Source organism: Candidatus Palauibacter soopunensis (assembly GCF_947581735.1).
GTDB classification, from domain to species: Bacteria; Gemmatimonadota; Gemmatimonadetes; order Palauibacterales; family Palauibacteraceae; genus Palauibacter; species Palauibacter soopunensis.
In genome coordinates this window covers 1-13,893 of sequence record NZ_CANPVT010000034.1, presented here as the reverse complement: position 1 = coordinate 13,893, position 13,893 = coordinate 1, and the positions used below count along the sequence as shown (strand labels likewise).

Below are 13,893 nucleotides of genomic sequence, written 5' to 3'. Positions count from 1 at the left end.
ACGCAGAACAGCGCCAGCAGGCAGACCACGAGCGAGGCGCCCATCACGAGCGTGATGAGCGAGGAGAAGATCACGGTCGCGCCCGAGGTCACGATGGACAGCAGGTTGCCCGTGGACCACGCCGCGCCCAGGTGCGCGCTGTACGCCTGCACGAGCGCCGTCATCTCCGTGTAGCCTGCCGACACCACGTCGGAGAGGAACAGGTTCTGGAGCCAGATCCCGCCTCCGGCGACCATGGCAGGGAACGTGAGCCCCACGCCCGGGATCGGGACGACGTAGTAGTGGAGCAGCGTGCGCGGGATCGCGATCCCGATCACGAGCTTGACGATCTCCCACGGCTGGAACGTGCCGCTGAACGCGATCTTGAGTCCGGTCCAGGCGACCATGACGGCGGCGAGCCCGCCCCAGAGCTGGAGCCCGAGCGTGTGAACGTCGGGCGCGGCCCCGCCGACGACGGTGTCGAGCACCACGTCGAGGAAGCTCTTGAAGTCCTGAAGCTGATCGGCCGGGATCTGGGCCGGGACGTTCGGGTCGATGGACTGCGGGGGCAGTTGCATGGCCGTCGCGCCCCTACCGGTAGAACGAGGGGACGCGGAACAGCAGTCCGTCGCGGAGCGCGGCCCGGTTCAGCGTCGCTGCGTTCCGCATGGTCCCGGCGAACGCGTTCGCCCGCGCCCGCCCGTCATGCCACCGCCCGAGCCATTCGAGGTGGGCGAGTTCGGCCTGCCTCGCACGGCTCGCCTCGCGCGCGGCCTCGTGGGCGAGCACTTGGCCGAGAGCCGCGTTGATCCGCCCCTGGCTCAGTGAGGCCGCCACTCCGGCCTGCTGGAGGGCCGTGTTGGACAAGTTCCCATTCGCCGTGAGATCGCCGAACGAGCCCTGAGCGCTTTCTATGGTCCCGGCGAGCGCGGCCGCCGCGTCCAGTGCTGCGTAGTCCAAGACCCGCTGCCGGTCGGCGGCCTCGCGGGCGCGGCGGTGGTTCTCCAGGGCGCGCGTCGCGGCTTGCGGCGGAAGGTTCGCAAACAGAGCGAGGATGTCGGCATCCGATACCCGGTCGGCCGCGTTGCGGGCGGTTCTCCAGTGCCGCGTGAACGAGCGTCCGCTGCCCATTCTCCGGACGGCGTCTACCGTGCCCCGGGCCGGGCCGGTGAAGTCCGAGCGCCAGCCGAGTCCGTCGCGCACGAGGCCCACGGGATCGGCGGACAGGTCGGAAAACGGCTGGAGCAGCGCGTCGATCTCGCCCTTGGCGGCGCGCTCCATGTGGTCGAGCTGGTCTTCGAGTTCCGTAAGCTGGCGGGCCATCGACCGGATCTGGGTGACCTGGTGCGAGATCTGCGTGATCTGGTTCGCGATGATCGTGGCCCGCTGGAACCAGCTCCCGAAGTCGAACTGCGCGCTCGCGGGACGGGCGCCCGCGAGGAGCAGGATGGGGACGAGAAGCGCGGCGGCGAGGATGCGGTGGCGCATGGGACGGTCCTTTCGTGTCATCGGTGTGTCGTATCGCGCGGGACGAGGACATCGGAGGTGAACCAGACGCGGAGCCGGTGGCCCGCGCGGATCGTGATCTCGGGCAGACGGTTCAGATACCGGTCCAGCATCGAGGTGGCGCTGCCCCCGAGTCCCTGCCCGACGCCTGCCCGGAGTCCGTAGGGCGAGGCTCCGGCGAGCGTGAGCCCGCTCAGCGCGCCGACCGCTCCGGCGGCCGCGAAGGTCGAGAGGTAGCGGCGGTTCACCTGGTCCCGAAGCGCGCTCACGCCCACCTGGTTGAGGCCGGCGAACTCAAGATCCACCCAGCTTCCATCGGGCAGCAGCAGCCGGTGGAATGAGACGGCGAGGCGGGTTTGGTCCCGGTTTTGGACCGCCTGGGCGCTGCCGACGACGCGCGCGCCGCGCGGGATCAGCACCCGCTGGCGGTCGGCCGAATACAGCGGCGCAGACACCATGGCGAGCACCGGGCCGGGGAACTCCCCCGACAACTGGGTGACGAGCACCGCCTCCAGGAACGTGCCCTCGTGGATGCGCTCCCAACCCGGCGGGTCGTGCGGCTGGACCAAACGGCCCGGCTCGGACGTGCGGGACGCCGCGGGAACGTCCGCCAGCAGTGCCGGGCCTCCGACGCCGGGCGCGAACGCACCGGCGGCCAGCCCGACCGCCATCTCGTTCTCAAGGGCGGCAAGGGACTGCCCAAGGGACGCAAGCGCCCCGTCGAGTGCCGCGTCGGGAGACTCGGGTTCCAGAGGGGACACCGCCGCATCCGAAGCCCGGTTCGGCTCCCGGTGCGACTGGGCGATGGGGAACGAGCGGAGCGAGCGCGTCCGGCGCTCAACCTCTTCGAGCCGGAGCGCCTCGCGAAGCTCGTACTCGGCTCGGCCCATGCCGCCCCCGGTGCCACCCGAACTTGCCACCGTGTCCTGCCCGGCCGTGTCCTGTCCGGAGGCACCGGACTGTCCCTGTTCCCGGTCCGCATCGACCGCCGCCTGCTGGCTCTGACGGTCGGTTTCGTCGCTCAAGCGCCCGTCGAGCGACCGGCCCGTGCGGTCGTCCACGGGCCGGGCCGGCGCGGGGGCGACGCCCTCGGCCGCCTCGTCGGGACCGGAAAACGACGAGGACAAAAGCAGCCCGGCCACGAGCACGGTGATCAGCGCGATCCCGGCTTTCGTGACGAAGCCGCCGGGCAGCGCGCCCTTCGGCTCCTTCATCCACTGCTTCCAGCGGCTCATCGCACGTCACTCGGCTCGAACCGCCACCCGGCCCGCTTGTCGCCGATCTGGAGCCACCCGTCGCCCAAGACACGGCGGGCGACGAAGAGGCCGTCCTCGGTGAGATCGAACGCGACCAGGCTCGGTTCACCGTCCTGGAGTTCGTAGAGCGCCGGAGACTCCTGTGCGCGCGAGCGGAGATAGGTGAACTCCCCGTCGTGCCACATCGCCTCGACCCGGAACGGCCGCTCGGACGCCTTCCGGTCCAGCCGGTACTCGAACCGAAGCCGCTCGGGGTAGGCGGCACGGAACGCCTCGATCTCCGCTTCGGCCCAGCTGCGCGCCTCGGCGATCCCCGCCTCGGCCTCCTCGCGGACCACCCCCACAGCCTCGACGGCTTCGGCGGCCATCTGGCGGTAGGCGGCGACTTCGCTCCGGGCGACGAACCCAGGAGCGCCGAACGCGGCCTCCGCCTCCGCACCCGCCTCGACGCGGACGACCAGGTGGGGCGGCTTCTCGCCGCTTTCCGATACGAGGAACGAGTAGATGCGTCCGGACTCGCAGACGAGCGCCACGTTCGTCGCCGCGTCCTCGGCCAGCGGTTTCAGGTAGGCCACGTTCGCCGCGCCGGTCAGGTGCCAGTACTCGGAGTCGCCGGCCACGAAGTCGAGGATCCGCTCTCCGGCCGGAAGCACGATGACTGTGGTATGGCGCACGCGCGCGCGGAGCCGGGGGATGCGCTCCTCGCCTTCCTCCGGCACCGGCACCCGAAGGTAGGCGGCATCGCCTTTAGCTTGCTGCGCGGCTGCATCGCAGGGAACCACAGCCAAGAGCAGTGTCAGCAGGACGACGACGATCCCGAGCAGGATCGCAGCGGTTGGAGTTGCTTTCATGGTGTTCACGTCCTCTCGGTTGGTGGGGTGGAATGGGTTCAGCCCGCGAGCGCTTCGAGCGCCCGGGCCAGTCCGTGCCTCGCCACGGCTTCGGCGCGTTTCTCGGCGTCCAAGGGCGAGGAGGTGTAGAGCCAATAGCTCTCGGGATCGACTTCGAGGCGGAGCACCGCCGCCTCGTCCGGGCGGCGGAGATACAGTTCGCGCTTGGGCGTCAGCGCCCGGATCCGGGCGACCTCCGACTCGTTCAGCCGGAACAGCGCCCCGGCCTCGTCGGGCAGTTCGGCGTTGGCGAGGAACAGCTTGGTGGGGATCGATTCGAGGAGCGCCGAAGCGCCCGGCGTCCCCGTCACGTCCACGGCGGACTGCGTCGCGAGCACGAGCGCGGCGTTCTTCTTCCGCCACGTCTTGGCCGCCTCGGCCAGGTAGTTCAGCACGGCGGGGTCCTGCATGTACCGCCACGCCTCGTCCACGACCATCAGCTTGAGCCGCGCGGTCTCGGCCGGGTCCTCGATCTCAAGCCGCATGCGTTCCAGCAGGTAGGCGAGCGCCGCCTCGCACAGGTCCGCGTGCTCGGCCGCCCCGGCCAGGTCGATCACCTGCCAGTCCCGGAACTCGATATCCGCCGCGCCCAATGGCGCGTTGTCGAAGAACGCGCCCCACGCGCCGCCCTCCGTCCAGCGGCTCAAGGCGGGCCACATGGCGGCCGGGAGCGAACCGGCCAGCACGGTGAGGGTCCGGCGCTCCGTCCCCAGCGCGTAGAGGTCCTCGATCCGCGCGCGGATCTCGCTCGTGTCCGCGCCGTCGGCCTCGTACCCTCCGAGCTTCAGCAGCCGGAGCACCCATCCGGTCAGGAACTGGAACGTGCGGGTGGTGGCGGGCAGCGCGAAGGGCGTGAGCCGGAGCGTCGGTTCGGTCTCTCCGGGCGCGAGCTCCAGATACCGGCCTCCGAGGAACCGGGTCAGCCAGCGGTAGGAGCCGCCCAGGTCCAGGATCAGGATGCGCGGATCGTACTTGAGCGCCTCGACGAGCAGGAAGTTGAGCGTGAAGCTCTTGCCCGAGCCCGTCGCCCCCAGGATCAGCGTGTGGCCCACGTCGCCCGCGAACAGGTCGTAGCGGTACGCCGTGCGCCACGGGGTCTCGAACACCGCCAGCGGCTCGCGGTCCAGATGGCGGCTCTTCCGGTTCCCCCTCGGAGGGCCGAACACGGGCGCGAGGCACGCCGCGAGACCGGCCGATACGAACACCCTCCGCACCTGCCGCTTGCGCGGCTGGGCCGGAAGCCGGGCGAACCACGCGGGCATCTGGCCGTAGCCCTCCCGGATCACCTTCGCGTCGTGCGCGGCGAACAGGCGGCGCACGTCGCCGTCGAGCCGCTCGATCCCTTCGAGTTCGCCGTGCAGTGCGACCGTCAGCGACGCCTCGCCGTAGGCCACGCCGTCGGCTTCGAGTTCGACCAGCGCCGCGCCCAGACGGTCGGACTCTGCCGCCGCCGCGGAATCGACCATCGCCGCCGCCGTGCCCTGAGCGTCCTGCGCGTGCGCCATCATCGAGTAGCGGCGCGAGAAGTAGTGGCGCTGCGCGCTTCGGATCCGGCGCCGCGCCGCCTCGACCGTCCACGGACGCCATTCGAGCGAGACCGTCGTCACGGCGTCCAGGCAGTAGAGGTCCTTGAGCAGGTTGGCGTGCGCCTGCCCGGGCGGCGACATCATCGAGTACAGGATCACCGGTTCGCCGTCCAACCGGAGGTGCGAGCGCTCGGCTTCAAGCTCCGATAGCGCGAGCCGCCAGTTCATGCCGCTGCCCGTCGCACCGTCCCAGAATGTGCCGGGGCGGTTGACGAGTTCGGACAGCAGCCGGGAAGCCTCAAGGGCTCCCATCATCTCGACCGGCGTGTGCTCGGTCACGAGCGAGCGGCCCGCGTCGATCATGGCCCGGAACCGGCCCGCCGCCGCCTCGATCTCCGAGGCCAGGTAGGTGGCTGCCGTCTTGCTGCGGCGCTTCCGAAGCCGCTTGAGTCGCGACAGCGGTCCCGTCCCGGAACCCCCGCCCGCCGGGCGGAGGCCCGGGTCGTGTGACCATACCACGAAGGCTTCGAGCCGCTGGACGCGCCCGGCGAGGAACGCGCTTCGCTTGCGGCCCGACAGGGACGCGATGTCCGAGCCGCCGTCGTCCGGACCCTCGGCGAGGCCGGGGCGGCGGAGCATGTGGAACTGGAGCCGCGTGTCGGAACTCAGGCCCGACATCAACCGCTGCCAAAGACCGAGCACGCGGTCGATCTGTTCGGGCGTGCGCCCGTCCACCGCGGCGGGCCGGATCCGGCCCGCCGCGCCCAACTCGCCCGAACGGGTCAGGCAGGTGCGGCCGTCGTCGAGCCAGCCCCAGTAGGGCAGCTCCTCGGCCAGCGAGCCCGCCGCCTCGTAGGCCCGGCGTTCCTCCGCGACCCTCACTTCGAGTCCGTCCGAATGCGGAGATGCCAGGGCTCGTCGGCCCACTTGCCCGGATCGATCCGCGCCGGATAACGGGCGGCGGTCCTCAGCACGGCCAGCATGGCCGGGTCCCGCCGGCCCGCGAGCCAGCCCGCGCCGTAGCAACCCGCGAACACCAAGCCGCCCGCCACCAGCGAGGCCGTCGCGTTCCATACCGCGACCGCGAGCGTCGCGCCCAGCAGGAACAGCCGCCGCTCCACGCCCAGCACCGTCAGCGGACGGTTCAGCGCCGCGTAGCCCGGCCAGCGACCGAGGCCCCGCATCAGAACAGCCAGCCGAGGAAGTTCACCGCGCCCACGGCCATCCCGATCCCGAAGATGATCCCGGCCAGCGTGCGCTTGCTCCCGCCCTCGCCGAACGCGAACATCAGCCCGCCCACCACGATCGCGATCAGCGACAGACCGCGCGCGATCGGTCCCGTGAACTGCGTCTGTAGCTCGTTCACCGCGTCCACCCACGGGCTCGTGCCCTGCGCGTGGAGCGCGCCGGGCGTCAGCATGAGCAGCACGGCCCACGCGGCTGCCCGCATCGTTGTCAGCAACGTTCTCATCGTTCTTCGTCCTTTCCTTGTTGGTTCGTGGACGACGGTCTCTCCGCCGTCCTGCCCGCCGAGATCCGGTTGCGGACCCACTCGTCGATCTCCGCCTCGATCCAGGCCACGCCGTACTTGCCCAGCCGGACCGGGCGGGGGAAGGTCCCCTCCGCCATCCGCGCGTAGATCGAGCTCCGCGACAGGCCGGTGCGAGCCTCGACCTCCGGCCGGCGCAGCAAGCGCACGGGCGAAGTAGTGCGCGGGTCCTTCGGGCTTTCGGTCATCGTTCCAGATCTCCTCGTTCGGTTCGCTCGCGGTTTTCGCCTCCGAGACCGCCGCCGCGGCGGATACCGCGCGCGATGCCGCTCCCGCTCGTAGGTGGTCGTGTACGCCAGAATCCGGTCGGCCGTCCGCAGCGTCGGCGAGCGGCCCCTCGCGATCTCGCGCATCAGGTTCGGGTCGCCGATCGCCCTGCGGCCGAGCGTGGACAGGGGCATGCCCGTGCTCTCGATGAACGCGTCCAAGCGCGACCTGAAGTGCCCTTCCAGCGTCTTCATGCCACAAACGTTGAAACGCTGTTCGCAAGGGGGTCAACTGGTAGGAAAAACCCGACATTCCAGAGCGTTCCTGAGCGTTCCAGCGGTGGGGTCAACCCGTTGGCTGCCGTCGCCAATCGCGCCCCCGTGCCCCCGAATCGGCGGCGAATCGGCCGGTGTGCCGCCGCACCGGGGTCGTGGGTTGTACCGGGCAGGAAATGCAGGTAGACTCCCACACCATGACGCAGCGAGAGAACGACAAGGCACTGGATCCAGTGCGCAGACGGCTGCTCCAGCTACTGGCTGCGAACGGCTCGAACCTGCGAACCGCTTCGCTCGCCATGGGGCGGAACGCCGCCTACCTGCACCAGTTCATCAAACGGGGCACGCCGAAGGCCTTGGCCGAGGACGACCGCGAGATCCTTGCCGAGCATCTGGGGTGCAGGCCCGACCTGCTAAGGCCCGACCGGAAAGTCCGGCTCGCGGCGCGTGCCAAACCGCCGCCCGCTTCCGGCCCCTATTCCGCCCCGAAGGGCTACAGTGCCGTGCCGGAGACCGATGTCCGGCGGGCGGCTGCCGCCGGAGCTTGGAGCGGCGATCTGGAGGAAGCGCAGGCGGTCTGGCTGTTCGCCGATCCGCTCATCCGACACGAGCTGCGGGCCGAGCCCGGCGACCTGTGGATGATTCCGGTGGACGGGGACTCGATGGAGCCGGTCCTGGCGAGCGGCGACCGTATCATGATCGACGTGAGCCGGACCGTGCCGGTGCCGCCGGGGATTTTCGTGATCTGGGACGGCATGGGATTCGTCGCCAAGCGGATCGAGCATGTGCCGCTCTCCGACCCGCCCAAACTCGTGCTCAGATCCCTCAACCCCGCGTACGACAGCCACGAGTGCCTCGCCGAGGAGATCCGCGTCGTCGGACGGGCCATCTGGGTCTCCCGAAGGCTCTAGGCTCACGCCGCCCGGTCGCTCCGCGAAGGTCGCGCGTTATATTGGCCGTCCCCTGTCCCCTACTCTGGATATAGCAGCCATGAACAGCTTGCCCGGTCACACCGCGAGCCGGATCGGCGGACGCCGATTCGCCCGGCGACGGCGCGCCGCCTGGGCCGCTGCGGCAGGTGGCCGATGAGTCGCCGCGAGCGGTTGGTGCGGACGATCCTCGGGGGCCGCTCGGACGCGAACATCCGCTTCGATGAACTGCGGGCGCTGATGCGGTATCTTGGATTCGACGAGCGCGTGCGCGGCAGCCACCACCTCTTCGACAAGGAAGGGGTCGTGGAGTCGTCAACCTCCAGAGGCGGGGCGGCCACGCCAAGCCCTACCAGGTGAGGCAGGTTCGGCGGTTGATCCTCAAGTACAAGCTGGGAGCGGACGACTGATGTTCAAATACGAGATCATCCTCTACTGGAGCAACGAGGACGAGGCCTTCGTCGCGGAGGCGCCCGAGTTGCCCGGGTGCATGGCGCACGGAGCCGATCAGGAAACCGCGTTGGAAAACATCAAGGACGCGATGCGGTTCTGGATCGACCGGGCGCGGGAGTTGGGGCGGCCCGTTCCGGAGCCGAAGGGCGAGCGCCTCATGCTCGCCTGATTCGCCGCATGCGTCCAGCAGACGATTCTCTCCGGTTCCTCCAGGCAGGTTTCCACCGGTTGCTTTCGCCACAGCGCTTGGCTTCGGAAGGCCGTCGTCCGTGAGCCCTTCGACCGTGCTCATTCGGTGCTGTGCCGTGAACGGGGCCAGGACCCACGCGCTGTTGGCGACGGGCCGGTAGGGACCCGCCAATGGATGTCTTCGCCTTCCGCGACGAGCTCGTCGCCGAGTATTCGAGGTTCTCCCGGAGCTTCACGCGCATACGCGCCGCCGATGTCTCGCGTACGGTGAACGCGGCCTACGCCGCGGGCCGGTTCTGGCCCGCACCGCTCGTCCAGCTGAATCCGAGCTTCGAACCGGGCGGCTGGATCGACGAGCTTGTTTCAGAAGGCGTACTCGATCCCGAGTGCGCGAACATCTTCCGGCTCAAGAACAAGAACGACGAGTTCGGCAAGCCACTCCGTCTCCACCGGCACCAGACCGACGCGATCGCGCTTCCGTCGTCGATTACGACACGGTGCCGGCGGTCGCCGCCGCCCTCGTGGTTGCCAACATGAACGCCATCCCCCTCGACTGGGCCGCCCGGTTTTCGGTGGGGGGCGTCAACATGAACTTCTTCATCGTCAAGCAGCTTCCCGTCCTTCCGCCGGAGGCGTACTTGGAAGAGGCCCGGTGCGGCGGTAGCTGGGTGGAACTCGTGGTCCCCCGCGTGTTGGAATTGACATTCCCGAGCCATGAGCTTGGTGGATTCGCCTCAGATCTCGGCTATCCCGAGGAGCGGCCGTTCCTCTGCGACGATGCGCGGCGGCACCGGATCCTGAGTGAACTGGACGCCATCTTCTCGCATATGTACGGCTTGAATCGAAGCGAGGTCGAGTGGATTCTCGACGCCCCGGCTCCGAGTTCTTCGTTTCCGTCGCTCAAGCAGCACGAGCTCAACCGCCTCAGCGAGTACAGGACCTAGCGCTACGTACTGGAGGCATTCGATCAACTATCGAAGGGAGAGAAGCTTGCCAACCATATTTGATATCAGCTTTCCCGTTACCAACGCTGACGCTCCAACCTCAAGACTGGACGTAGGCGAAGCGTTGTTCGTCCTGGGTCCAAACGGCAGCGGCAAGTCGAGCTTGATGCTTCGTTTCGCGACTAACAACCGTGGCAATTCCCGGCGGATATCGGCACATCGGCAAACTTGGATGAATACTGATGCACTCGATATGACTCCTGCGTCCAAGATGCAAACGGAACAGAATATTCGTGAGACGGATCACCAGTACCACGCGCGCTATCGCGACGACTATGCTGCGCAGCGCGCCAGTATCACGATCTACGACCTGATTGACGCAGAGAACGTTCGTGCCCGCGGAATTGCTGCTTGCGTTGATGCGGACGACATGGACGCGGCGGCGGAAGCCGCAAAGAAGGAAGCGCCGATCTCAGTCATCAATGAACTACTGCTCCAATCGAATATTCCCATCACCGTTAGCATCCACAAGAATGAACGTCTGATGGCTAGCAAGAATGGTGGGGCAGAGTACAGCGCAGCCGAGTTGTCCGACGGTGAGAGGAATGCCGTATTGATCGCAGGTACCGTGCTGACCGCCCCAAGTGGGACGCTGCTGATAATTGACGAACCGGAGCGGCACTTGCACCGCTCGATCATCTCTCCCCTCCTCGGCCAACTGTTTGCACGCCGACCGGACTGTGGATTCGTCATCTCTACCCATGACCAAGATCTACCCGCGTCGATGCTAGGATCTCGGGTTCTTCTTCTTCGCTCCTGTCAGTTTTCCGGTCGCGACGTAACAAACTGGGAAGCGGACGAACTACCTACGGAGGCACCGATCGACGATCAATTGAAGCGAGATCTTTTGGGGGCGCGACGGAACCTCGTGTTCGTAGAGGGTACGGAGAGCAGCTTGGACAAGCCGCTGTACAATCTCCTATTTCCGATGGCGTCGGTGATCGCGAAGGGGAGCTGCCGGGAGGTGGAGCGCGCGGTCGCGGGCGTACGTGCAGGGGAGTCGTTGCATTGGCTCCGGGCATTCGGAATCGTGGATGGCGACGGGAATGAGGCAAGGTCGGGTTCTTCGGGGAGCTCCACGGGAGTGTATGCGCTTCCCTTCTACGCGGTGGAGGCCGTTTACTACCACCCACGAATCATCGAATGGATCGCAGGGCGGCAAGCGGCCGTCACAGGAGGGGAGGGTTCTCAGTTGACACGCACGGCGCTATCGGCAGGGGTCGCCGCCATCAGCGGTGATACCCAGCGGCTAGCCCGAAACGCATCGAAGAAGCTGGTTCGTGAGCAGGTATATCGTGCCATCCCCAACGACGACGATTTGCTTCGCGGCGAACCGGTGACGGTGCCGAACAACGCGAATGTAGTCCTTGCTGAACGAACGCAGGACCTCGACGATGCGATCGCAAATCGCGACTGGGAGGCGCTGCTGGCAAAGTGCCCAGTGCGGGAATCGGAAGCCTTGGCCGTCATTTCTTCGTCTTTGGGCTTTCGTAACCGGTCGGAGTACGAGAGAGCTGTCCGACATCTCCTTGTCAGCGACGACGAAGCTATGGGGTTCGTCAGAGGACTTTTTGGTGACTTGATCGAGAGATTGAACGGTAATCCGACCGACCGACGTTAAGGTCTTCCAACCCAGCCGAGAGTCCGCGATTCACGCTGGCGCAATGCTGGCAAGAAGGAGAGCTCCGTCACCGTCAGACGTTCGTCCGGGAAAGGTGTCGGATCTCCCTCGTCAAGTCCCGCAGAATGAGGCGGTTTCCCGGTCGATCTCGTACGGCTCAGTCGGATCGTTGTTTAACGGCAGGGAGCGCAGATCGTGCAGTCCCGGTTAGATTTATACGATTCCCCGTCGTGATCCGCTTCACCTGCGGTTTGCGCGGACAAGACCTTCCTGACCGCCTCCGGGGTCGGGAACGCGCCACGCTTCCTCGTCACCTTGGTGAGCTGCGCGTTCAGCGCCTCGATCGCGTTCGTCGTGTACATGACCTTGCGGATCTCGGGCGGATAATCGAAGAACGGGGTCAGGTTCGCCCAGTTCGCCCGCCACTTCCGGCTGATCACGGGGAAACGCTCGTCCCAGCGCTCTGAAAAGGCCTCCAGCGCCGTCTCGGCCGCCTCAAGGCTCGGAGCCCGGTAGATGGCCCGCAAGTCCCGGGCGACGGCCTTGCGCTCCTTCCAGGAGACGAACCGGAGCGAGCCGCGCACCAGATGCACGACGCAGAGCTGGACCTGCGTCTTCGGGAACACCGACTCGATCGCCTCGGGAAAGCCCTTGAGGCCGTCGATCGAGGCGATCGGGATGTCCTCGACGCCCCGGTTCCTGAGTTCCGTCAGAACCGAGAGCCAGAACTTCGCCCCCTCCGCCTCGCCCACCCACAGCCCCAGAAGCTCCTTGTTGCCCTCCAGGTTCAGGGCCAGGGCGAGGTAGACCGCGTGCGTCCGCACATGGCCCCGGGACCGCACCTTCACGTGGATCGCGTCCAGATACACGATCGGGTACACCGCATCCAGCGGCCGCCCCTGCCACGCCTTGACGTCGTCCAGCACCGCGTCGGTCACGGCCGAGATCAGCGACGGCAAGACCTCGACCTTGTACAACTCCTTCAGGTGGCCCTGGATCTCCCGCGTCGTCATGCCCCGCGCATACAGCGTGATCACCTTCTCGTCGAACCCGCCCAGCCGCCGCTGGCCCTTCCTGACGAACTGCGGGTCGAACGTCGAATCGCGGTCCCGCGGCACCTCGATCTCAAGCTCCGACGTGTCCGTCTTCACCCGCTTCCGAGTGCGGCCGTTGCGCGAGTTGCCGTCGTTGCGGCCCTCCCTCGCGTGCTTCTCGTAGCCGAGGTGATCGGTGAGCTCGCCCTCCAGCACCCGCTCCATCACACGCTTCGTCAGCGCGTCCAACAGCCCGCCGCCGCCCATGATCTCTTCCGGGCACCTATTGCCGCAAGACGTTGACAGCGTGGGAGGCAGATGCAAGTCGAAGCCTTGCTATCCCACGCGTCGAACGGCTGAACAAGGACGACACCGTATGGCGGCAAGTCGAACGGCGGCACGGGCAGGTTGACGCGCTTGACCAAGTTCTACGGGACATCCGCCGCCGCGAAAACCACGCGGTGACGCTCGGAGATAACACCGCCTTGCGGGGCCAGATCGCAGTCGAGGACCGAGCCGCTGAAGACCGAAGGGAGCGAGGACGGCCCACGGAGCCTCACCCGGTTGCGCATGGGCTTGGGCGTCACCCGTGGCAGCATGCAGCCTTTGGGTCTCCGTCGCCATTAGATTGCTGGGCCGCCTCGGCGGGACGCGGACACGGTGGTGGCTTGCTTCGGGACGGTTCCGGCTCAATCCGCGTCTTTGACATTTCCTCAGCCAATACCAAGAGAAGGAGCAACGCCTTGGGCAAGGTCATATTTGTCACGGGAGCCTCCTCCGGCATGGGCCGGGAGGCGGCGATCCTGCTGGCCCGCGCGGGCCACACCGTCTACGCGGGCGCGCGCCGGGCGGCGCATGGAGGATCTGTCCGAACACGGCATCACCCCGGTCGAGATGGATGTCTCGAAGGGCGAGGACAACGAGCGGGCCGTGCGCCGGATCATCGACGCCGACGGACGCATCGACGTTCTGATCAACAACGCGGGCTTCGGCCTCTACGGGACGGTCGAGGACATCCCGCTCGAAGACGCCAGATACCAGTTCGAGGTGAACCTGTTCGGCCTCGCCCACCTCACCCAACTCGTCCCCCCAAGGCCGCGAGTCGCGGCACCGACGCCAAAGTGCTCGCCCGCGTGTTCGTCGAGGCGGCGACCGCCGCCCGACCACGGCGGCGGTACGTGAAGGGCGCGACCGCGCGCCCGCTGATGTTTATCCGCAAGTGGTTCGGCGACGGAGTCTACGAATCCGTATTGCGTCGCACCTTCGGCTGACCAGATCGGCTAGGCCATAGAGCCGAAGGAACGGCGCGACCCGGGGCGGCGCTGCCGCCCGTTCCCCTGCGGGGACAGCCCCTCCTCAGTTCCCGGGACGGTAGGTCACGGAGAGCTTGAGGCGCCTGCCCTTGGGACTGTGGGTGAATGCGTCGTAGGACTGTTCCCAGTTGACCAGTGGCGGATCGGCGTCGAGAAGGTTGA

Annotated in this window: 16 protein-coding genes; 7 read left to right on the top strand and 9 right to left on the bottom strand. The window is 67.4% G+C overall.

The genetic code is table 11. From position 1 onward, the window contains the following. The 8 genes from RN901_RS09975 to RN901_RS14985 form a co-directional block, all read right to left on the bottom strand. On the bottom strand, window positions 1-557 hold a 557-nt coding region (locus tag RN901_RS09975; RefSeq protein ID WP_310758127.1), incomplete at its 3' end, for a hypothetical protein. Between the two features lie 13 nt (window positions 558-570). Then, window positions 571-1,488, bottom strand: coding sequence for a hypothetical protein (locus tag RN901_RS09970; protein ID WP_310758126.1), 918 nt, complete (start codon window positions 1,486-1,488; stop codon window positions 571-573). Then, window positions 1,485-2,720, bottom strand: coding sequence for a TrbI/VirB10 family protein (locus RN901_RS09965; protein ID WP_310758125.1), 1,236 nt, complete (start codon window positions 2,718-2,720; stop codon window positions 1,485-1,487). Before RN901_RS09965 ends, RN901_RS09970 begins: the two co-directional genes overlap by 4 nt. After that, window positions 2,717-3,592, bottom strand: a complete 876-nt coding sequence (locus tag RN901_RS09960) for a TrbG/VirB9 family P-type conjugative transfer protein (protein WP_310758124.1) — start codon at window positions 3,590-3,592, stop codon at window positions 2,717-2,719. Before RN901_RS09960 ends, RN901_RS09965 begins: the two co-directional genes overlap by 4 nt. Before the next feature lie 38 nt (window positions 3,593-3,630). Continuing rightward, a complete protein-coding gene (locus tag RN901_RS09955) occupies window positions 3,631-6,039 on the bottom strand; it encodes a DUF87 domain-containing protein (RefSeq protein ID WP_310758123.1) in 2,409 nt (802 codons plus the stop codon). Beyond that, window positions 6,036-6,341: a VirB3 family type IV secretion system protein gene (locus RN901_RS09950; RefSeq protein ID WP_310758122.1), complete on the bottom strand. Its 306-nt coding sequence runs from the start codon at window positions 6,339-6,341 to the stop codon at window positions 6,036-6,038. Before RN901_RS09950 ends, RN901_RS09955 begins: the two co-directional genes overlap by 4 nt. Then, the gene (locus RN901_RS09945; RefSeq protein ID WP_310758121.1) at window positions 6,341-6,628 is read right to left on the bottom strand and encodes a TrbC/VirB2 family protein; all 288 of its coding nucleotides are present in this window, start codon (window positions 6,626-6,628) and stop codon (window positions 6,341-6,343) included. The genes RN901_RS09950 and RN901_RS09945 overlap by 1 nt, the downstream gene beginning before the upstream one ends. Then, window positions 6,625-6,894 carry an AlpA family transcriptional regulator gene (locus RN901_RS14985; RefSeq protein ID WP_345782379.1) on the bottom strand — a complete coding sequence of 90 codons (270 nt, stop codon included), beginning with the start codon at window positions 6,892-6,894 and terminating at the stop codon, window positions 6,625-6,627. Before RN901_RS14985 ends, RN901_RS09945 begins: the two co-directional genes overlap by 4 nt. A gap of 491 nt (window positions 6,895-7,385) precedes the next feature. Between RN901_RS14985 and RN901_RS09935 the strand changes: the two genes are divergently transcribed. From RN901_RS09935 to RN901_RS09910, 6 genes are all read left to right on the top strand, one after another. Then, window positions 7,386-8,099: a S24 family peptidase gene (locus RN901_RS09935; protein WP_310758119.1), complete on the top strand. Its 714-nt coding sequence runs from the start codon at window positions 7,386-7,388 to the stop codon at window positions 8,097-8,099. A gap of 174 nt (window positions 8,100-8,273) precedes the next feature. Further along, window positions 8,274-8,477, top strand: a complete 204-nt coding sequence (locus RN901_RS09930) for a hypothetical protein (RefSeq protein WP_310758118.1) — start codon at window positions 8,274-8,276, stop codon at window positions 8,475-8,477. 49 nt (window positions 8,478-8,526) lie between these two features. Beyond that, on the top strand, window positions 8,527-8,739 hold the full coding sequence (locus RN901_RS09925; RefSeq protein ID WP_310758117.1) for a type II toxin-antitoxin system HicB family antitoxin: 213 nt from the start codon (window positions 8,527-8,529) through the stop codon (window positions 8,737-8,739). A 191-nt stretch (window positions 8,740-8,930) separates the two neighbouring features. Further along, window positions 8,931-9,296, top strand: coding sequence for a hypothetical protein (locus RN901_RS09920; protein ID WP_310758116.1), 366 nt, complete (start codon window positions 8,931-8,933; stop codon window positions 9,294-9,296). After that, complete coding sequence (locus RN901_RS09915) at window positions 9,293-9,703, top strand: hypothetical protein (RefSeq protein WP_310758115.1); 411 nt, start codon at window positions 9,293-9,295, stop codon at window positions 9,701-9,703. Before RN901_RS09920 ends, RN901_RS09915 begins: the two co-directional genes overlap by 4 nt. A 46-nt stretch (window positions 9,704-9,749) precedes the next feature. Beyond that, window positions 9,750-11,384 carry an AAA family ATPase gene (locus tag RN901_RS09910; RefSeq protein WP_310758114.1) on the top strand — a complete coding sequence of 545 codons (1,635 nt, stop codon included), beginning with the start codon at window positions 9,750-9,752 and terminating at the stop codon, window positions 11,382-11,384. Between the two features lie 173 nt (window positions 11,385-11,557). Here the strand turns inward: RN901_RS09910 and RN901_RS09905 are convergent, their stop codons facing one another. After that, window positions 11,558-12,742, bottom strand: coding sequence for an IS256 family transposase (locus RN901_RS09905; RefSeq protein ID WP_310758113.1), 1,185 nt, complete (start codon window positions 12,740-12,742; stop codon window positions 11,558-11,560). A 531-nt stretch (window positions 12,743-13,273) separates the two neighbouring features. On the opposite strand from RN901_RS09905, the gene RN901_RS09900 reads away from it, so the two are divergent. Next, complete coding sequence (locus RN901_RS09900) at window positions 13,274-13,600, top strand: SDR family NAD(P)-dependent oxidoreductase (protein ID WP_310758112.1); 327 nt, start codon at window positions 13,274-13,276, stop codon at window positions 13,598-13,600. The last annotated feature ends 293 nt before the right edge of the window (window positions 13,601-13,893 follow it).